This is a genomic window from Bacillus cereus group sp. BcHK124, from assembly GCF_027712065.1.
GTDB lineage: Bacteria > Bacillota > Bacilli > Bacillales > Bacillaceae_G > Bacillus_A > Bacillus_A pacificus.
Window position 1 is genome coordinate 15,130 of record NZ_JAQFPJ010000028.1, and the last position, 20,096, is coordinate 35,225.

Here is a 20,096-nt window from a genome sequence, read left to right on the forward strand (position 1 = left end):
AAAAATTATGAGTATTTATGTAATAGGAATACTACTAGGATATATGGCCCTGAATGTATTTACTGATTTGAAATATAGAAAAACGAAAAATATATGGCATTTGCTATTTTTAATTGTAGGTATAGGAATCACGCATTTTGCTGGAATAAGAACAGGAAAAGAGATTGTGATTGTACTAGTTATGGCATTAGCGTGTGGTTTGTTGTTAGAAACATTTAAATTTTCTTCACCTGGTGATACAAAAATGCTTGTGGTGGTAGCTATATATGTTAGTAATTTAGTCGAAGAATCAGCAATCCTTACTGCTATTACATTAACTGCTTTCCATTTACTATTCTTTTGGGTTGCTAGTGTGTATCGATTAATTAAAATTTTAGGGTTTGTGGGAGCGTTTAGAGATCAATTGGAGCATGCTGCTTCTATATTTGGGGCAAAACTACCAAAGAAAGAAATACAGCTGATACAGAGCTTTCCGGGGGCTTGTTCTATTTTATTAGGAGCAATTGTATATGTTGCTTTCACTATTTATCAAAACGGAGGTATTTTAGCTTGAATAGTAGAATCATTCATCAAAGAGAAACGTATATTTACTTCACGATATTCGCATTAGTAGGGGTACTTATTACCAATATGTTTATTAATATGGTGTTTATACTAGCGTATCCGTTACTTATCGGATTAATTGTACAGGTTGTCTTGCTTCAGAAGATAAAAAAACCGTTTTATCGGAGCGGAAAAGAATTAACGGAACAGTTAAAACTAAAAAACATATTCCTAGTAGAATCAAATATTTTAGGAGATGAAGAAGGAACAGTTTATGAGGTGCATCAAATGCCTTTTACATTCTCTAATGGATTAATTAATAAAGACAAGACTTATAAAGTGATAAAACAAGAGTATGAGAGAAAAGTCAAAGAGGATTTAACGAAAATTGCAAAATGGCAAGTTACAACAAAAGCTAGGCTTGTTACTACAACACATTTTCGTTTATATACAATTTGGCAGAAAAATAGTACAGGCTATCAATTAAAAAAAATAGAGGATTGTATTGATCCATATGCCAAGATGAACATTATACAATGGATGATTGCTTCCTTCTGTACGACTGGTCGTATTAAGTACGATAAAAAACCAAAAGAGTGGGCAAGTTATGAATGGATTACTTTAAGATAAATAAAAAAGACAGAAAAACTTCTGTCTTTTTTATTTTGGGCTTAAAATATGAAGTCAAAATGAATATATTAAATAGTGTAATAGATAAAACATTCGAAGGAGTAGATTTAATTGACTGATTTACCAATGATTTTAGGAATGCTATTTTGGTTAGGGTGGGCTTTATTCTGCTGTTTAGCTCTTTTTAGAGCAAAAGATGAAAATAAGTACTTAAAAAGCCTCATGTTTAGTATGTTTATGACTATGTTAGTAATTAAGATGGGTGGATATTAATAGAGAATGTGTAGGGGGAATTTCCTGCCGTGTAAAATTAGTAGTTATTTATTTATCCCCTAAAAAAAGATCTCCATATAAAATGGAGGTCTTTTAAAATGACGATGAGATATGACTCAATATCTCGTGTAGGATACTTTAATTATACATGATTTCAAGAAAATGAAAAAGAATATGCGCGATATAACTATAAAATATTTGAAATGCTAAATTGTTAAAAATAGTATGGTGGATATATAAAAGCATTCTTACTTAGTAAGAATGCTTTTATGATTTATGTAATTATTCTTCTTGGTTGTGACATTTTTATTGGAGAATCGATTTTAAGATCATCAGGTGCATCAGGTACAAATTCATCACAAAAATAATTATGATAATTTGCTATCCATGAATATTTTTTTAGTAATTTATGATTATTTGCATAGGTATGTAATGCACTTAAAATCTGATTACGATGTGTTTCTAAATGGGGGAAGAATGGTGTGAAATCCCCATTAAACGCTTCTTCCTCGTACAATTCAAATAAAACATATAGGTAATTTAAAAACCACTCTCCGTCCATATCCTCAAGCAGTTCAAAATAAAAAGGGTTATCATATTGTGATGGGTAATAAGCCATATATTTATGTACTTGTTCTATACTTTTTTCACCTAGAATAATTCTAGGATAAACAGCTACTGGAGATTCTAGTTTATATGCTGTAATCAATTCAGGGCCGAAAACAGTTTCTTCATCCATGAAGTGAGGACCAACACTTACTCCACCACGTATAAAGAATCCATCAAGCGCTAAAGAGAATTGATATTGTGCTAGGTTAAGGAAAGTAGTTCCTAATTCTCCCTCGCCATCTCCATAAATAGGCCATCCAATTACTACGTTGTCAGTAAAAACCTTAACCTTTGCTAGCGACAATTGATTGGTGATAGCGTGTCGAGCTTTGTTTAATGATGTATGTATCTGATTTAAAAATACATCTCCTTCGTCGGAATTAATCGCTTTCATGCCCAATTGCGAAAATCCTAATACATCGATAAAAGATACAACTGAAGGAATTAATCTTGGATTATTTGAATCATACCCTATTTGCAAAATATTCTACCTCCTTTATATATTTGTATTATACCGCTAAATACTATAAATATATAACGATACTTGATAATACTTAATAAATTTAATAATATATAACTATATTTATTGTTTAATTGATTCCGTTTATTCCCACACCTTATTGTGTTGTGGTTGAGTTGTAGAAGCAAGTTGCGCCTTGTTTCACTTATGAAAGGGCTTCTTTGAGCCGATTAGTGTATATATAGCTTATTTTGCTATGCACATTTTTAATCGACTTGAAGAAGCCCTTTTTGTGTTGTTTTCAAGTCTGTTTGATTGTTAGAACCCATTATTACACTGGGCAAAATTATTATTTAGGGGGATTTATTTATGAATATCAGTTATGAAGTATCTTTATTTTGTTCTGCACATCCAGATGAACTTATTCCAAGTTTACGTGCATTACGAATGAGAGTTACAAAAGAAGGAGCATTTTGGGAACGAGATTGTTATCAGTTTTCCATTAAACCATCAAACTTGTCACAGCGAGCAGCAAAACAAGCAGGGGAAATCTATTTGTATCATGTTCATTTTAATGGATGTGTACGGGATTTCCTTTTTTTATTGGAAAGATGTTTTAGAGGAACGAGTTTTCGCTTTACTGCTATCCGTGGTTTTTTAAATGTAGAAGGGTATTCACTTAAGAAATGGAAACCAATTCTACGTAACCACCACATAAACTCTGCAGATGTAGATTGTATTTTCAAGAAAGATGATCTTGTAATGATTGTGCATCATCATGGAGGTTTAGAGGTGGTTAAGCGTGCGGAAAAAGGCGAACAATTAAAAAAAGTAAACTTCTTAGAGGTAGATAGCTGGTTACAAGCACTAAATCCGACAAAAGAGGATCTATTCTCTTTAACAGGTGTGAGTGTATCGTAATGAGTAATTTACATAACTATATGGAAGTGTACAGACAGAGGGAATGACAGAAATCCGTAGTGCAAAATGACTATGAATTTCTGTCTTTTATTTTATTCAGGAGGATTTTAGTATGAATTTATTTGAACTGTTTGGTTTAGAGGTTGGAGAAGACGTAATGGTACAAGATGTGAGAACAGATAAACAAGTTCGCAATCGATACAGTTATGATGTAGGTGAGAAATTAGTGGGAGCAAAGAAAGAGATACGAGCTTTAAAAGAATCATTTTTAGTATCATTTTCTTTAGAAATTTTAGCTGAAATTGAAAAAGAATCTCCAGTAGAGGCGCTAAATGCATTGGATCGAAATACATTGATTCCATTCTCTTTTGAACATGAAAAAGAAAATGATGTCCCACCACGTGTTGCAAAGTTAAAGCAACTGCTAGTGGGCAGAATTAATAAGAAGCCAATTGTAGATACACCGACTGCAAGGAAACTATATGTTCAAGCATGTAGAAGAATATGGCATGATATACAGTCGGTACATACCTCAGAACAATGGGTAGATCTTGTGGTCTCTTATGGAATGGAAATGAACAATAGTTGGTCTGCATTTAGAAAAAATAAGAATGTAACATTCACATTTAAAAGAATGGTAGAGGAATATTTTGATGAGTTTATTGATGCAGATGGTATGGAGTTATTAATATTAGGAAAGAAATTCATATCACTTTGCACAAATTCAAAAAGTATTAATTCTACGTATCTTCGTGTATCACATGAACTAACATGGAAGGATTTACTTACGAAAAAGGTTACGACTCGTAAGAAATCCGCAGCTGCTTGGAGTAGGAAACTGCCAGATACTCTGCAAAGAAAAGGACCAGAAGTAGAAATTGCTACCAAACCTGAAGACGTAGTTGCTATGTTTGGGTTGAAGGGGATGCAATTTGGTCATTATTGCACCGAACAATATGCAAAAGAACATATCGGGCATGTATCCGAAGCATTGCAGGATTTAGCTCGTATATTGGGAATTCCACCTGAGTATATAGGGTTAGGAGGACGCTTAGGACTTGCTATTGGTGCGAGAGGAAGCGGCAATGCATTAGCACATTATGAACCTTCTACCAAAGTCATTAATTTAACTCGTGATAATGGAGTCGGGGCATTGTGTCATGAATGGGGACATGCATTGGATCATTTCTTATATGATTGTAGTCACGATTTTCAAAATGGTAGTCTTGCTTTCTTATCAAGCGGGAAGAGTATTGGGAATATCTTGCCTGCTATTATCAAGGAAAAGATGCAAGCTGTGTTAGAGGCTTGTAAACAAGGAAAAGTTGCCAGAGTAATCAACGTGGAAAATGCCTACAGTAGAAAGTGGTATTTCTATGGTGGTGTTATCGATAGTTATGATGTGTTTAAAGGAAATCTTTCAAATATTTTAGAATCACATCATGCTAGTTTGTGTAGGAAGCTTGATACTTTATCAGGAGCTACAAAAACGCGTATGGAGCGTAAAATTGAAAAAGAATTCGAGAAAACCGCACAAATGTTAGCTGCATATCATTATAAAAAAACTGGCGAAAAACTTGTTGAAATATCCTATCAAGTGAAAGGGTCTATATACTTTGATACAGCCATTAAGTTAGATAAGAAGAGAACCAAAAAGTATTGGTCTACAAATCATGAGATGTTTGCTAGAGCATTTGAAGCATATGTAGAATCAGCTTTGCTAGATCAAGAACATAGAAACGATTATTTAGTTTGTGATACATATTCTTTTGTCTATCCGTTAGGAGAACAAAGAGAACATCTAAATAGAAGTATAAAGAGTTTAATGGAAGTAGCTGTTCCATATATAATAAATAGTATACAAGGAGTGGGAAATGATGAATTATAACATACAAAAAGGACAATTTCGTTTAACAACTGCACATCCAAGAGGAAGTTGGTGGGAATTTTATCGTGTTCCATGCCCAATCTGTAATGGTATTGGAAACTGTATGCTGCATGTTTCACAGGAGAAAGTAGCATGTACCCGTGTGGAAAGTAAGTGGGTATACGGTAAAAATTCAAGTAATCCAAGTTATATCCATTATCTAAATGGTAAGAAGCAATACCAATTACCAGAGGTAGATGTAGTAAAGGGGCATAGTAAGCGAAGTAAGGAAGAATTAGATGTATTTAATCGTAATTTAATCGGATTTTTGCCGTTAGAGGAGAAGCATCATATACATTTACTGCAAGATAGAAAAATGACTGAAGAAGAAGTACAGGTACGTCAATATCGTTCGTTTTTAAAGCAACAAATTGTGTTGGAAGATGATAATACGTACACAACTATTTGGGAAAAGTTATTTAAACAAATTGGCAAAAAAGATTGTTGGAAGGGAATACCTGGATTTTATGAAATGAAGAAAGGACAAACTTCTCTTCGTTTAATGGCAGGTTTTCCAGGAATTATGATTCCATTCCGAAACCAATATAATCAAATTGTTGGTTGGCAAGTACGTGTAGATGAAGTAAAGAACTCTGTTCATGTGAAATCTGGACCTACAGGTATACAAGCCGAACTAGTCCAACAGCCTAATGTTGTGAAAATAACGAAAAACGAGGATTGTATCTATGAAGGAAAACTAGAAATAGGGAAAAATAAAGAATTATTAATCGACGGGGAAAAGGTTGTTGTAAAGATACATAAAGGTCAAAAATACTTATGGATCTCTTCAGCAAATAAAAATGAAGGAACCGGTGCGGGAGGTAGTGAAAATCCACTTCCTGTACATGTAGCGGTACCAAGCTCACATTTGAAACATTGGAAGTCTGGTATGCTGCACAAAACAAAATCAGTAATGATTACAGAAGGGCCGATGAAGGCGGATTTGATTGCCGATTTACTTCCTCAAAGACTAAATAAAGAAGAAATAGCTAAAGTAGGGACAACAGTTCTTGCGATTCCAGGTGTAAATGCATGGAGAATCGTTATGCCAGTATTAAAAGATATGGGCGTAGAAAATGTATACTTAGCATTTGATGCTGACTTAGTAGAGAATGAAAAAGTAAGAGCTGCCTTAATTGCTTTTGCGACAGAGTTAAAGAAAGAGGGCTATAACGTAATTATTGCGGCATGGAACCCAGCACAAGGGAAAGGACTGGATGATGCAATGCAAGCTGCTTTCAAACCAGTTTTTCGCACAATATAAAAAATCATAATTGTGAAGTTAAAACAAAATTGTACACGTTAAAAGAAAGTCGTACATTTTACAACAAAGTAGAAGTATTAGTGTAAAACTTTCTTTTAACAAAACACTTAACAGTTTAGCTAGGGGACTTTATATAAAAGAAAGGTGTGTATTAAGTATTATGGATATTATGCAACAATTAATGGACGTAGATAAAAAAGCTAGGGAACAAGAAAGAATGGAACTCATTCAACGATTTTATAATGAGGGAGTTTCTATCACGACAATTGCAAATGCGACAAATATGTGTGAAGAGGATATTTCTTATATAGTAAGTAACTAGTAGCCATATTTGATGAGATGAATAGAGGAGAAAAAGATAGAATATAATTCTATCTTTTTTTATGCTCTTAAATACAATTTTAAAACGAGAAAGGTAGAGGGAAAACATGAGTGTATATGTAAAAAAGAATCTAGTAAATTTACGAGTTGATTATGCTTTTAAGCGTTTGTTTGGAGTAGAAGGAAATGAAGATATATTAATTGGGTTTCTTAACGCGGTACTACAATCATCTATTGATGAAGAAATTACATCTTTGCACTTAGATGATCCGCATCTTCCAAGAGAGCAGAAGGATGATAAATTGTCTATTTTAGATTTGCGAGCTACGCTAAATAGTGGTATAAAAATTAATATAGAGATTCAAGTTCGAGACAAAAAAGATATGATAGAACGTTCTTTGTTCTATTGGTCAGGTATGTATTATTCTCAAATGACTCAAGGGATGAAATATACAGAATTAAGACCAACCATTTGTATTAATATAGTGGATTTCATTCTATTTCCAGAAGAGCAGGAGTTTCATAGTATTAATACAGTGATGAACAAAAAATCTAAACGTATCATTACCGAAAATATGCAGTTGCATTTTCTTGAAATTCCAAAAGTGATTCAAGAATGGCAAGGAAAACGAATGGATCCGTGGGAAGATTCTTTAGCGCGTTGGTTACTATTATTTCCTGCGCATGAGGATGAGAGATTAACAACAATCCTGGAGGCGATAGCAATGGAAAAAGATCCAGTTTTGAAAAAAGCAATAGAGGATTGGGAGCGTTTAAGTAGCGATAAGGATTTTTTACGCTTATATGAGGCTAGAGAAAAAGCAATAAAAGATAGAATATCAGAAATAGAGACAGCAGAAGAAAGAGCTGCGAAAAAAGCTGCAGAAATAGCTACAGAAGAAACTAAAATTGCAACTAAGATAGAGATGATTGAAAATATGTTTAAAATAGGATTACCTATAGAAAAAATTGCAAAAGTTGCAGAATTAAGTGTTGAAGAGGTTAATGAAATTATAAGAAATAAAAGGTAGATATAAATGATAAAAAAACAGGTAATTGTGGGTACACACGATTACCTGTTTTTTTGATTTAATGAAAGTAAGTGAATAGATGTGAAGGAAGGGGGAATAGTTATGAAAGTAACAAGAGGAAATGCTATTTGAAGTGTGTAATTTTTACATACTCAATTATTCTGTTATTAAAAAAATATAAAGAATATAAGGGGAAGTTATTTGTATTATGAAAAAGAAAAAAGAAGCATATTATGTACATGTGTATACGCTTAGAGACAAAAGTATAAAATCTATAAAAATAGAACCATGGCGCTCATTGAAAGAGGAAATGAATGTTTTGGGTCTTAAGGACAGTGATATTTTTCAAATTCAAATGGTATGGTACGATCCAAACAAAGAGGATAAAAAAAAATGAAATAAAACGGAACACGAAAAGTCCAATTTTACTTTTTAGGCGTAAATAAGGCTTGTTTTTTTAAAATCGTATTGCTATAATATAAATGTAATAAGATTTAACAATAAAATAAAAAATTAATCAGTTCGCATATAAGAGAAGACCTCAATATGCGCCATGTCCTTAGGGGACGTGTGCGTGTATTGGGGTCTTTTTGCGTTTTGCGAGCAAAAAACACCCGGAGGTGCAGGAATTATGTTGAATTGGTTGTCTGCAAAACTTATGACAACACCAGTAGGAGATTTTCTACTGGCAAAAACTAGTTTTGAGAATAGTCTTAAAGGGCACACCAGTGGTACAGATGCTACCACTGTACAAAAAAGCATGAATACCCTTGTAACAACACTAATTGGTTTTGGGGGTATTTGGGTAGCAGCTTGCGTGGTATTTGCAGCTATTAAATTATCTGGTGCACAAGGTAAAAACCCTGAAAACCGTACACAAGCTATGATTGGTTTAGCTTGTGCGGCAATTGGAGGCTTTGTCATGATCAAAGCATACGACATCGCTTCTTGGGTTACAAAAATTTAACATAAGAGTTTGCAAAAGCTCTCCTCTATTTGGGGAGAGCTTCTCTTATACAAGGGAGGAAATAAAATGAGAAAAGTAACTGTTCCTGTTGATATGACTTCGGAACAAAAAACGCTATTAGGTGTGCTGAGCAAACGCCAATTGATTTATCTATTGGGTGGAGGAGCATCCCTTTATTTATATGTGCCATTCTTATGGCGGCTATTTGCACCTTTTAATGCGGCAGTAGCATTTTTTATTTGCTTAATTTTAGCAATACCAACAGTAGTAGTTGTAATAACGTTTGCCTTTATTTATAAAGAAAAACAACACATGTATTTAGATAAATATTTACTTATCAAAATGCGAAGCCGTTCTGAAAAAGGTAAGTGGAGAAAAGGATACGAGCCAATTACATGGGTAAAGGAGAATTTATAGATGTTAGAAATGATATATTTTGCGGTGGTAGCCATTGTAGGGTTTTTCTTTTATCGGAAAATGAATGGAAAACCAATGTTTGGTTTTAAGAAAAAGGGGAAAAGTCAGGGCGGGGTAGAGAAACGTACTGCTGAAAAAAATGGAAAGAAAAATAAAAAGAATACGCCTGCTACAGAGGAAATTGATGAAGATAATGTGGATTTCTTTAGTGCTTTTGTAGAAGACATTAAGGAAGTTGAAAATCATATGATTCGTTATCATGATGATACGTTTGTTCTAATCGCTGAGGCACACCCAGTAAACTATTACCTGCTTTCTAATGCGGAACAAGAAGCGATTGATATCAAAATTGAATCATGGTTAACCACATTAGAGTTTAATACGAAGGTATATATCCAAAGTAAGTTTGTAGATTTAACAGATCCTGTACGAAAAATGACAGAAACAATGAAAGGTGCGAAGGACCTTACACCAGAGACAGTACTTTATGGGCAAGAAGTTATCGACAACTTAGAGTACTGGCAACGTTCGCAGCCTCGATATGAACAAAAGCGATATTTAATTTATCCATACAAAGTGGATATAAGTACGATTACAGCTGATACAGAGGAAGAATTGGAAGAAAAGATTGTAGATAAAGCGTTTAACGAATTATATCGTCGCTATAATGCTTCCCGAAATCTACTATCGAAAGCAAAAATTAGTGTAGAAATGTTAACAAAAGATAAATTAATAGAACTCTTATACGTAGCGTTTAACCGTCGTAAAGCGGTGAAAGCACGTTTCCAAGATTTAATTGAAAATGAGAACTTCTCTTTGTATTCAACAGGTGAAACAAATGAGAGAAAACTAGAGTTAATGAAGAAAGTTCTAGCGGAAGAAAAAGCTGAAAAATCAAATAATGGGGTGGCATAAGTATGAAATTGTTTGGAAAGAAGAAAAAAGAAAAAAAGAAATTAGAAGCTGAAAAGAATGATGAATTGGAACTAGATGAGGAAGAGTACGAACAAGAAGAAGTTCCGCCTCAATTAGACAATCAAACAACTGTATTTGATGTCATTGCCCCAGAAGGAATGAAAATTGATGCAGAAGACTATGGGGTAATTAAGCAGTCATTAGGAAGTAATACTTTCTTCCGTCCATTTTATATTCCACGTGATGGATACCCTCGTATGATGCAGACCAATTGGCTGAACATGTTAACTTCAGCTGGAGAAGTTGATGTCATGATTGATATTCATAAAGAGCCAAAAGCAAAAGCGATGCGATCGTTAGATATGCAGCTGACGATGTTACGTTCGAACCTTTCTTTCCAACGTACACGCGGAAATATTGACCAAGAAAAAGACTTAGATGCAAAAATTCAGGATACAAACAATCTAATGGATGAAATTCAATTTAATGAGAATGACTCCTATATGGTAAGTACCATGGCCGTTGCGTATGCTGACTCAAAGAAAGAATTAGATGTTTTATGTGAGTATATTGAAGATGAAATGCAAGCATCTCACTTTAAAATAGCGAGTACCTGGAATCGTGTGAAGAGTGGTTTGAAAGCGGTTATGCCACTAGGTGCACCAAATACTCTGCAAGATACATATCGAAATATCGATAGACGTGCTCTATGTACATTTGCTCCCTTTGTATCAGGATCCGGAAGATTTAACGGTGGTATACCAATAGGAAAGAACAAAATTACTGGCCAAGTAGAATTTTTAAATTCATTTGGTAACGCAGATTATCGTCCGCCAAACTATAACATTGGTGTGACAGGGATTTCAGGTTCCGGTAAAAGTTTACTTTTAAAAATGAAGCTAGCTCGTGAAACATCACTTGCAGATACACATGCGATGATCATAGATCCAGAGGGGGAATTCGTAAAAATCACCAAACGATTAGGTGGTATTAACTTAAATATTTCACCTGAAAGTAATATCATTATTAATCCTTGTGCAATTGCAGTAACAGAACTTCAGATTACAGATAAAGATGAAGAGCTAGAAGCGCTTGAACAATATGACAAGAAAGAACTCGTAGAGCGTGATGGCGTGAAGTATGTGAGATTTGTGCCTATTTTAGAGAAAATTAATGAAATACTAGGATTCTTTGACATTATTATTCGCGGACAAGATTTTGATCAACCAGGATTAAATGTATTTCAGCGCACAATGTTAGAAGATGCGATTCGTGAAGTATTCAGTAAACATGGGATTACTTCTCACCCTTCATCTCTATACACGGATGAAGTGAAGAAGGTGGATGGACAATTAATTCAGTCTCAAGTGAGAAAGCCGGAGCCAGAGTTAAAAGAAATTTATGATGTAATAGTGGAAAACCATGGAGACGATGTGAAAGCAGAAGAGTTAATTGCTGCGATTCGTCCATTTTTACGTGATGGATCAAAACCATTATTTGATGGACAAAGTAATTTTGGACGCGGTGTAGAAACACAGTTAAATGAATCACGTGTTGTTAACTTTAATATTAGTCATTTAGAAGAGGGCTTCTTAAAGCCGATCGCCTTCCACGTTATCCTGAACTATATTTGGGAGCATTGGATTAAAAGTCCAGAACACGCTATCAAACGAAAAGTGTTATATGTGGATGAGATGTGGCAGTTTATCGACTATGAACAAACTGTTAACTTCTTAGAAAAAGTAGCACGTCGTTCACGTAAAAGAAATGCCGGTATGTGTTGGGCAAGTCAGGACTTTGTTCGTATTTTAGAAAATGTGAAAGCGCGTGGTATCTTGCAATCTACTTTCTCTTATTTCTTCTTAGAGCAAAATAAGATTGATAAGAAAAAAATCCAAGAGAACTTTAACTTAACTGCTGGGGAGCTTGACATTATTCTCAACAATCCAGGGAAAGGTGAAGGGATTTTCCGCATAGGAGATAGTTCAGTTTGGATTCAAACAGATCCATCAGATAAAGAAATGATGTTCATTGAATCCAATGAAGCTGTACTGCAAGAGCTTTTAAATAATATGAAGAAAGTACAAGGGTACGCAGGATAATAGCGTACCTTTGAAAAGGAAGGTGAAATTATGCTTGATAAGATAATAGGATGGGTCGGCGGCTTAATTGTTTCTATGGTCAAGACCTTTCTTTCTCCAATCTATAAATTAATTGATACTATCCCCGATTTAATTTTTGGTGGGGATAGTGCAAAATTAAATTTTTTATTTAAAGACGACACAGCTGGGAATGTATTAAATACGGGATTACCAGTCATGTTTAAATTTGCAGCCTTTTTAGTCTTAGTCAGTGCTGTAATTGCTGGTGCAAAGTATTCAGCTGCTGCCATTAATCCAACAAATCGAACATATATCATTGAATATGCGAAGGATTTAATGATTGTTTCTATTTGTATATGGCATTTAGATTTCTTCTATAACATTATATTTGATATTAATACTTGGGTAGCATCGGAGTTTAAAAGAGCAATAGGAGAACAATCACTAGATGTTTTTAAACCAGGTCAGACAATTACTGAATTGTCTATGGATAAAAATAAGGATGATTATTTATTTCAAATTTTTGCGATGTTGATTGAAGTTGGACTGTCACTTTGGGCAAACTTCTTCTATTTAATGCGAGCGGTATCTCTTTATATCTTGATGTTAATGGGACCGATTATGGTTGGTATGTGGTTATTTCCTCAAAAGAAACAACAAACTCTATATTGGATGCGTGAATTTGTTGGTACAGTACTCATCCAAGGTATCCATGCGATTACTATATGGTTGATTTTTGTACTAGTAGGCAAATCAGATAATACCATTATTAAATTAATCTTATTTGCTATGTTTATTCCTATAGGTGAAATTGTAAAAGGGTTCATTGGTTTAAGTACAAATACGGCGGGAGCAGTAAATAGAGCAGGTACGATGCTTGGAATGGGAGCCTTAGCAAGTATGGCAGGTATCGTTAAAGGGATACGTGATGACCATCGTAGTAATAAAGAGAAGACAAAGGCTAGGAAAGAAGGCGAGGAAGATAAAAAAGAAGATGCTGATAACCCTAAAAACGCGTTGGGAGCCAATTTAGGGACAGATGTAGGTACAACATCTCGTGCAGCTCGTATGTTAAAAGCAGGTCAAATAGGAAGCATGGTTGGAAAAGCAACAGGCGGACTCGCGGGGTTAGCAATGGGCGCGGGACTTGGGCCAGAAGGAATGGCAGTAGGGACATTTGCTGGAAGTAAAGCAGGTGGAGTTCCTGGTGCAGTAACAGGAAGAACATTGGCAGCTGGACTTGAAGGAGTTACTAGTGCTGGGAAGCATATTGGTTCGAGTGTGAAGAAAGGTTTAGATACGTATAAAGGGTTAAATGGAGAACAATATCCAGAGTTAACAGATGAAGATATTGCACAAGATTTAGCTACGAAAGATTTTGAAAATTGGAAAGCTGATAATCCTGATTCTGCAGTTGCGAGCCGTTTAAAACAAGCATTCCCTGGTGCATCCGATGCAGATATTGCAAAAAAAGTAGCAAAAACAAATAGTGATCAAATGTCTCATTTCAAAAATCAGCGAAAACAAGATTTACAAAATATGAAGAAAAATGCTACACCATATGGAAACGCTAGAGATTTAGTTAACGCTGCAACTAACGCATTCCAAAAAGGATATGAGGCAGACCATAAAGATGCGTTTATGAGTCAATTACCAGAAAACATGTCAGCGGAAGAGAAAGAGAAAAAATGGAATGACCATCTAAACTCAAAAGTTCAGGGATTTAGAAATCATGCAGAACAAGCGGCAATAAAAGCTGGAGCAATGCCAGTTGATGCGAAAGATAAGCAAGGCAACAACCTGTTTGATAAGTCTTATGTAAATAAAGATGCCTTTGCTTCTCAACTTGCACTTGGAAAAGTTGGGAAAGCAGTTGAAGGAGTAAAAGGAGAAACACTAGAGAGTGGCCATCAAAATATGGGACAAGTAGACTCACTTGTGGGTGCATCCACTGCTGCATTTAAAAAGGCATATACAGCAGATCATAAGGCTGGATTCATGAAGCAATTCCCTGCAGATGTACCACAACAAGAAAAAGAGGCTGCATGGAACAAGCACTTGAGTCAAAAAGTGCAAGGGTTTAAAAATCATGCACAGAAAGCTGCCGAACAAGCAGGGATTGTGCAACAAAAAGATGGGACTAGCTATGCTAATAAGGAAGCTTTTGCTTCTCAGCTATCACAACAATTACAAAATAATCCAAATATAAATGCAATGGGTGTATCTAGTGTATCTGGCATTCAAAAAGCGGTAAATGGTGTGAAAACACATAGTTTAGCAAATGGATATGGAAACCAGAAACAAAAAGGTGTAAGTAATGTTGGGAATTTAGTACAAGCATCTACAGAATCCTTTAAACAAGGATATGCAGCAGAGAACAAAGCAAACTTTATGAAAAACTTGTCTCCAACTATGTCTCAAGCGCAAAAAGTAGAAGCTTGGCAGTCTCACTTGAATGATAAAGGGAATGAATTTAAAGCAGTCGCTCAGCAAGCGGCGGTACAAGCGGGTGCGATGCCTGTACAGGCAAAAGATACGAGTGGAAAGAGTCTTCATAATCAATCGTATGTTAATAAAGATGTCTTTGCTTCGCAATTGACGAAAGGTTTACAAAGTCATGCTAGTCTTGGAACAGTGAGTCAACAAGTAGGTTCTGGAATTACTAGTGCGATTCAAGGTGTTCGTTCACACGGTGTTGCGACAGGTGGTGCAATCAATAAAGCTGTGTTTGCAGCTACGCAAACGCAAGCGAGTATGGCACGTGCTGGAAATCTGTCTGTTTCTGAAATTGAGCGCTCGTATGCGGATGCATCAGCTAGTGTAGCAAATATTTCGCAAAGTGCTGGGAAAATGATGATTCCAACTTCAGCAGTGGGACGTATGACACAGCAAAGTAAGATGGTTGGTGTAAGTATGATGGAAGGTGCCAAACATCTCGTGCATACAAAAGGTATGGAAAATGTATCAAAAGCATACTTTAATGCGTCTAGTGCTGTTCAGCAGGCTGGTGGAAATGCAGTGCAAAGAGTGATGAGTGGAACTGCAGCTGCCGTTCATACTTCATTAGGAGGTAATGCAGCAGAACGCCATTACAATGTGACAAAAGGATTAAGCTATGCAGCAGGTGTGATTGGTGGTGTAGGTGCTTATCAAGCGACTGCACGTATGGTAAGCAAACATAATCCTTATAACAAAGCTGTCCAAGCAGAGGCAACAGAAATTCAAGAGATTCTTAAAATGGTACCAACAACAACAGATGCGACTGGAAGACAATCAGTTGCTCAAGGTGCAGTACGTCTTGTTACGACAAATAATAAATCATGGATTGAAGCGAAAGATTCGAGTGGAATGACACAAGTTGTATCTCGTTATGGTAGTGGAGATAGTAGCATTCGTTCGGGACAAGTTGTATATCAAGACTTAAATATTTCGGATGGACAATTAACGCAGTACCGTAATGGTATGAAAGCAACGCCAGCATATATTCAAGATTCTAGTGGTGGGAAAATTAGTATCAATCGTTCTATCAATATTAATCCAAACCAATTAGTAGGAAATCAAAATCAAAGACCTTTACAACAGAAACCAGTATTTAGTGAACCGCCACTTACAGTAAGCCATAAGGTAGACAATGGTCACTTCTATATGTCTGATTTAGACCAAGGGGGATACCAGAATGTACAAATGGTGGTAGAAAGAGATCGTAGTTATATGGTTGCGACAACTACGGACGGTACAGTGTCACGTATTTCTCCGTTCGGAAAAGGAGATACACGATTACAAGCAAACCAAAGGATTGAAAGGGTTTGTGAAGTGCAAGATAGCAGTATTAAACCGAGAGAAGAAATCTTAGTAACTTATACACAGGACGAAGTTGTACGTACAGAGACACATTTGAATTTATCAGAACATGATCCACAAAATCTGATTCCATTTGCGCCAAACCCTCGCTTAGCACAGCGAAGAAGTAGAAATAATGAAAATGGAAAGTATGGAGTGACAAGTCTATGAGTCAAAATCCTAACGATCCAAATAACCAGAAGAAAAGTAACCCTTTAAAAGATGCGACATCTCACTTTATTAAGAAAAAAGGGATGCAGGCAAGCGGGAAAATGGCAAAAATGGCAGGAAAAGCAGGAAGAGCGGCAGCGAAAGCTGCTGCCAAACTGCTAAGAGCCGGTGTAGTGAAAATTGTCGGAGCTATCGTGGGAGCAGTAGGTTTGCCTGTTGCTCTCATTATGGCTCTTATTATTACTGTATGTGTGATTCTGGCATCTTTTGTACCATTTACTGATGATGAAAGTAAAACAGAAGAACAAGTGAAAAAGTATATGGAAATTTCAATGGCGCTAAACGTAGACTGGAAAGAGGTCGTCGCTTTTGATATGGCGCGGTATGATAATGATTTGACTGGAAAAGATCCGCACGATGCTATATCATATTTCTTGGATATCCAATATGAAGAATATACGGAAAAAGAGGTATGCGAGGCAGGACCGAATGGACCTTGTGAAAAAAAGAAAAAGGAGATGCAAAAGACAAAATCTGAAAGTTATTCCGGACCAGATGTAAAAAAGATATTGGGAGATACAGACTTTAAGAAAAAAATAGATGAAATTAATGCAAGTGGTAGTAAAAAAGTAACAGTTTCTTCTCATGGATTAGAAAAAGCGATGGAGCTTGCAAAGTTTAGTGAGAGTCAAAAAGATCGTGCGCGTGAGATATTAGCAGCAGGAATGTTAGAAGGATTGTATGGACATCTGGCACCTTCTAGTAATTTTGTTGGTGGTATGTGTGTAGGTAATGTGAGCCCTGGCGGAGAACCTGTTAACCTTAATGCTAAAGTTACAGGATACCTTCCTAAAATTAAAGAAATGGCAGAAAAACATGGTGTAGCTCAATATGTTGGTATTTTGGCTGCCCAAATGATGCAGGAATCACAAGGAGAGGGAAGTGACCCGATGCAAGCTGCAGAAGGGCATTATGGAGACTTAAGTTCATATTGTATAGGTCTTAAAGGAAGTGCTCGTATAGGGTGTATTAAAGACCCCAATATTTCTATTGAAGCAGGTGTACAAGAATTTAAAGATGTTTTAGCAAAGGCAAATGGAGATATAGCACTTGCTTTACAGAGTTATAATTACGGTCCTGGATTCATTAGTTATGCATTAGCGAAAGGTGGATATTCAGAAGAAACAGCCATTGCGTTTTCTAGGGAGCATGCTGGTGAAAATCCAGCAGGTTGTTCTGACCCTAATAACTTCCGAACCAAAGTTGGAGCGTGTTATGGAGATTACACGTACGTTTCCAAAGTTTTGAAATATTATAAAGATTTAGGTTGTGTGGCATCTGGAGATGGAGAATGGATTTCCGATAAAGGTTGGAAATGGCCAACTAAATCAGGGCGTATTACAGATACATTTGATGCAGTTCGTGGTGGAAAGCAACATAATGCTGTAGATATTGGGGCCATGACCGCCGGAAAAGCAGGAGACCCTGTGTGGTCGATGGAAGCAGGGATTGTAACAAACCAAACAGGCAATGTAAATGGTGGCGGTTTAGGAGTTTATGTGGACCATGGAAATGGCATTGTATCTCGTTATTTACACTTGAGTAAAATATCAGTTGCACCAGGGACCATGGTAACAAAAGGACAAATAATTGGGGAGATGGGTGGTTCTAATTATAATAAAGATACTGGTTTACTTAATATGAATGGATATGCTGTCCATTTAGATTTCCAAATTCGTATTAACGACCAACCAACAGATCCAATGAAATTCTTTAAGAAAAATGATGATCCAGGATTATCATCTGGTGGTTCTCCTATTATGACGAATGACAAACGACAAAAAGTATTAGCAGAAGCGAAAAAATGGCTTGGTCAAGGAAAAGTGAGATATGTCTTAGGGGATCGTAATCCGCCAGGAGGTACTTCAGATTGCTCAGGATTTACTCAGTATGTATTTAGAACAAGTATAGGTGTGCAACTTGGAGATTGGACTGGTGCTCAAGTCGGACAAGGAAAACAAGTGCCAGACATCAATCATGCGCAACCAGGGGATCTAATTTTCTATGAAAATCCAGGGCATGTTGCGATTTATATGGGGAATCAAAAAATGATTCATATTGGTGATAATAAGGGTGTACAAATTACAGGTCTTAACTATACGGCAAGAGGTCAACATATGACGCAAATTCGTAATGTTATAGACTGATAAGGGACGAGAGTAGATGAAGAAAATAATTAACATTTTATCCAATATGCCTCGTAAGTACTTGGTCATATTAGGGATTATCGTACTAGTGGCAGGTGTTGCCACCTATAATACTATTCATGATTATATGATGAAATCACAAGTGCAAGAGGAAGAACAAGTAAATCAAGATGAAATCGAAATGCTTGGAGATAAACCAAAGGGATTTGATACAAAAGAAGAAGAATATATTGCGAAAACAAAAACAGTAGAGGATTTACTACGAAAAATTTCTAATAGTAGTTATGATGTTCCGTATTTGTTTACAAAGGCTGGATTTGGTATTGAACCAATGAAAATGACAAGTAATGAACGTATGCTTGCTACAGAAGCTGTTCAAAGATATTTCCTAAATGGAGATAAGTTTTACAACGCACGTATTACCAAAATTGACCGCGGGAAAAAAGTAGATACATTTCATATAGAGGTTTTAATACAACAGGTAAACTTCTTGGAACCACGACAATTTAAAATTCAGGTAAATCAATATGCGCAAATTGTAACACCAATTGAACAAATACCACATGGACAAGAAGAAGTTCCTGTGGATTAACTGAAAGATAAGGGTTGTGAATAAAAATCACAGCCCTTATTAAAAAATATAAAGAGTACCTAAAAATATTTATTGAATATTCTTAATTTTCTGATATAATAAAGTTATGGTTAAATGAAATTTGTATATATTAGTGAAATGATATAGATGTGGAGGTAAAAAGAATGAGATTATTATTGGGAACCGCAGCAAACTATTTTGCAGGATATTCTTCTGGAAGAGGCTCGGGACTTTTAGGGACAATATTTGGGTGGGCTTTATTAGTAGGTAGTGGATACCTGTTGATAACAAATTGGGATAGTATCACAGTTTGGATGCACAGTTTAGATATTGTAACAGGATTAGATGGTTATGAAGACATGAGCAATGGATTTATATTCATCTGCTTGCTTGTAAGTGGTTTTATTTTCATGCTATTGTTACCAGTCTTCGCAATTGTATTAATAGTGGGTGTGGTATTCCTGAATATTGTCATTTGTACAATTGTATTATTAGTATCACCAAGTACATATAAAAAAAATAAAGATGTGGAGAGTGAATGGAAATGAGTACAATTCTAGTTTTAGGTGGTTCAAATGGTAGAACATTAGAGAAGTTAGCTAAAAAAAGAGATTGTCAGGTGATTTTTCACGATGGAAAAAATCATGGTGGTGTAAAGAAAACATTTCGTAGTGTTATAAAAAAATGTGATGTTATTGTAGTGCAGAAAGGTGCATGTGGTCATGTGTCTATTGATGTAGCAAAAGAATACGCAAAGAAGTATGATGTCCCGCTTTTATTTAATCAGGGTTTTGGAGGAACAGGCGCGTTAGAGATTGGGTTAAAGCATTTGCAAGTAGCATAAGTTTAAGTGGTATAGGGATTTATTTAGATTGTATAATCATATAATCCTTATATAAAATTATA

19 protein-coding genes are annotated in these 20,096 nt (G+C 35.6%); 18 read left to right on the forward strand and 1 reads right to left on the reverse strand.

Annotation, left to right across the window (positions count from 1 at the left end; all coding sequences use genetic code 11):
• Positions 1-7: 7 nt before the first annotated feature.
• The 3 genes from PDK19_RS24750 to PDK19_RS24760 all read left to right on the forward strand — a co-directional run bounded on the left by PDK19_RS24750 (position 8) and on the right by PDK19_RS24760 (position 1,446).
• Complete coding sequence (locus tag PDK19_RS24750; RefSeq protein ID WP_000029927.1) at positions 8-553, forward strand: hypothetical protein; 546 nt, start codon at positions 8-10, stop codon at positions 551-553.
• Positions 550-1,173: a hypothetical protein gene (locus PDK19_RS24755; protein ID WP_001088469.1), complete on the forward strand. Its 624-nt coding sequence runs from the start codon at positions 550-552 to the stop codon at positions 1,171-1,173. The genes PDK19_RS24750 and PDK19_RS24755 overlap by 4 nt, the downstream gene beginning before the upstream one ends.
• Positions 1,174-1,284: 111 nt before the next feature.
• Positions 1,285-1,446: a hypothetical protein gene (locus PDK19_RS24760; RefSeq protein WP_000130911.1), complete on the forward strand. Its 162-nt coding sequence runs from the start codon at positions 1,285-1,287 to the stop codon at positions 1,444-1,446.
• Positions 1,447-1,720: 274 nt separating this feature from the next.
• Here PDK19_RS24760 and PDK19_RS24765 read toward each other — a convergent pair whose 3' ends face one another.
• Positions 1,721-2,536, reverse strand: a complete 816-nt coding sequence (locus PDK19_RS24765; RefSeq protein ID WP_001165542.1) for a hypothetical protein — start codon at positions 2,534-2,536, stop codon at positions 1,721-1,723.
• 348 nt (positions 2,537-2,884) lie between these two features.
• On the opposite strand from PDK19_RS24765, the gene PDK19_RS24770 reads away from it, so the two are divergent.
• The 15 genes from PDK19_RS24770 to PDK19_RS24840 all read left to right on the forward strand — a co-directional run bounded on the left by PDK19_RS24770 (position 2,885) and on the right by PDK19_RS24840 (position 20,034).
• The gene (locus PDK19_RS24770; protein ID WP_001027668.1) at positions 2,885-3,436 is read left to right on the forward strand and encodes a hypothetical protein; all 552 of its coding nucleotides are present in this window, start codon (positions 2,885-2,887) and stop codon (positions 3,434-3,436) included.
• A gap of 112 nt (positions 3,437-3,548) precedes the next feature.
• Positions 3,549-5,324 (forward strand): LPD1 domain-containing protein, encoded by a 1,776-nt coding sequence (locus PDK19_RS24775; RefSeq protein WP_001048059.1) that lies wholly within the window; start codon positions 3,549-3,551, stop codon positions 5,322-5,324.
• Positions 5,314-6,627, forward strand: coding sequence for a DUF3854 domain-containing protein (locus PDK19_RS24780; RefSeq protein ID WP_001108764.1), 1,314 nt, complete (start codon positions 5,314-5,316; stop codon positions 6,625-6,627). Before PDK19_RS24775 ends, PDK19_RS24780 begins: the two co-directional genes overlap by 11 nt.
• 160 nt (positions 6,628-6,787) lie before the next feature.
• Entirely contained in the window at positions 6,788-6,949 is a 162-nt protein-coding gene (locus PDK19_RS24785) for a hypothetical protein (RefSeq protein WP_000353863.1), read from the forward strand.
• 106 nt (positions 6,950-7,055) lie between these two features.
• Positions 7,056-7,979: an Rpn family recombination-promoting nuclease/putative transposase gene (locus tag PDK19_RS24790; protein WP_000118205.1), complete on the forward strand. Its 924-nt coding sequence runs from the start codon at positions 7,056-7,058 to the stop codon at positions 7,977-7,979.
• A gap of 208 nt (positions 7,980-8,187) precedes the next feature.
• Complete coding sequence (locus PDK19_RS24795; protein ID WP_000727316.1) at positions 8,188-8,376, forward strand: hypothetical protein; 189 nt, start codon at positions 8,188-8,190, stop codon at positions 8,374-8,376.
• A 234-nt stretch (positions 8,377-8,610) separates the two neighbouring features.
• The gene (locus PDK19_RS24800; protein ID WP_012477834.1) at positions 8,611-8,946 is read left to right on the forward strand and encodes a hypothetical protein; all 336 of its coding nucleotides are present in this window, start codon (positions 8,611-8,613) and stop codon (positions 8,944-8,946) included.
• Between the two features lie 66 nt (positions 8,947-9,012).
• Positions 9,013-9,363, forward strand: a complete 351-nt coding sequence (locus tag PDK19_RS24805) for a PrgI family protein (protein ID WP_001233525.1) — start codon at positions 9,013-9,015, stop codon at positions 9,361-9,363.
• The gene (locus tag PDK19_RS24810) at positions 9,364-10,278 is read left to right on the forward strand and encodes a hypothetical protein (protein WP_000892015.1); all 915 of its coding nucleotides are present in this window, start codon (positions 9,364-9,366) and stop codon (positions 10,276-10,278) included.
• 2 nt (positions 10,279-10,280) lie between these two features.
• Positions 10,281-12,380 carry a VirB4 family type IV secretion system protein gene (locus tag PDK19_RS24815; protein ID WP_000765113.1) on the forward strand — a complete coding sequence of 700 codons (2,100 nt, stop codon included), beginning with the start codon at positions 10,281-10,283 and terminating at the stop codon, positions 12,378-12,380.
• Positions 12,381-12,410: 30 nt separating this feature from the next.
• A complete protein-coding gene (locus PDK19_RS24820) occupies positions 12,411-16,391 on the forward strand; it encodes a hypothetical protein (protein ID WP_000884602.1) in 3,981 nt (1,326 codons plus the stop codon).
• Positions 16,388-18,598 (forward strand): lysozyme family protein, encoded by a 2,211-nt coding sequence (locus tag PDK19_RS24825; protein ID WP_000081402.1) that lies wholly within the window; start codon positions 16,388-16,390, stop codon positions 18,596-18,598. The genes PDK19_RS24820 and PDK19_RS24825 overlap by 4 nt, the downstream gene beginning before the upstream one ends.
• A 16-nt stretch (positions 18,599-18,614) precedes the next feature.
• Complete coding sequence (locus PDK19_RS24830; RefSeq protein WP_000720696.1) at positions 18,615-19,190, forward strand: hypothetical protein; 576 nt, start codon at positions 18,615-18,617, stop codon at positions 19,188-19,190.
• A gap of 164 nt (positions 19,191-19,354) precedes the next feature.
• Complete coding sequence (locus PDK19_RS24835) at positions 19,355-19,738, forward strand: membrane protein (RefSeq protein WP_001237979.1); 384 nt, start codon at positions 19,355-19,357, stop codon at positions 19,736-19,738.
• Positions 19,729-20,034, forward strand: coding sequence for a DUF2325 domain-containing protein (locus PDK19_RS24840; RefSeq protein ID WP_000426065.1), 306 nt, complete (start codon positions 19,729-19,731; stop codon positions 20,032-20,034). Before PDK19_RS24835 ends, PDK19_RS24840 begins: the two co-directional genes overlap by 10 nt.
• Positions 20,035-20,096 lie beyond the last annotated feature (62 nt).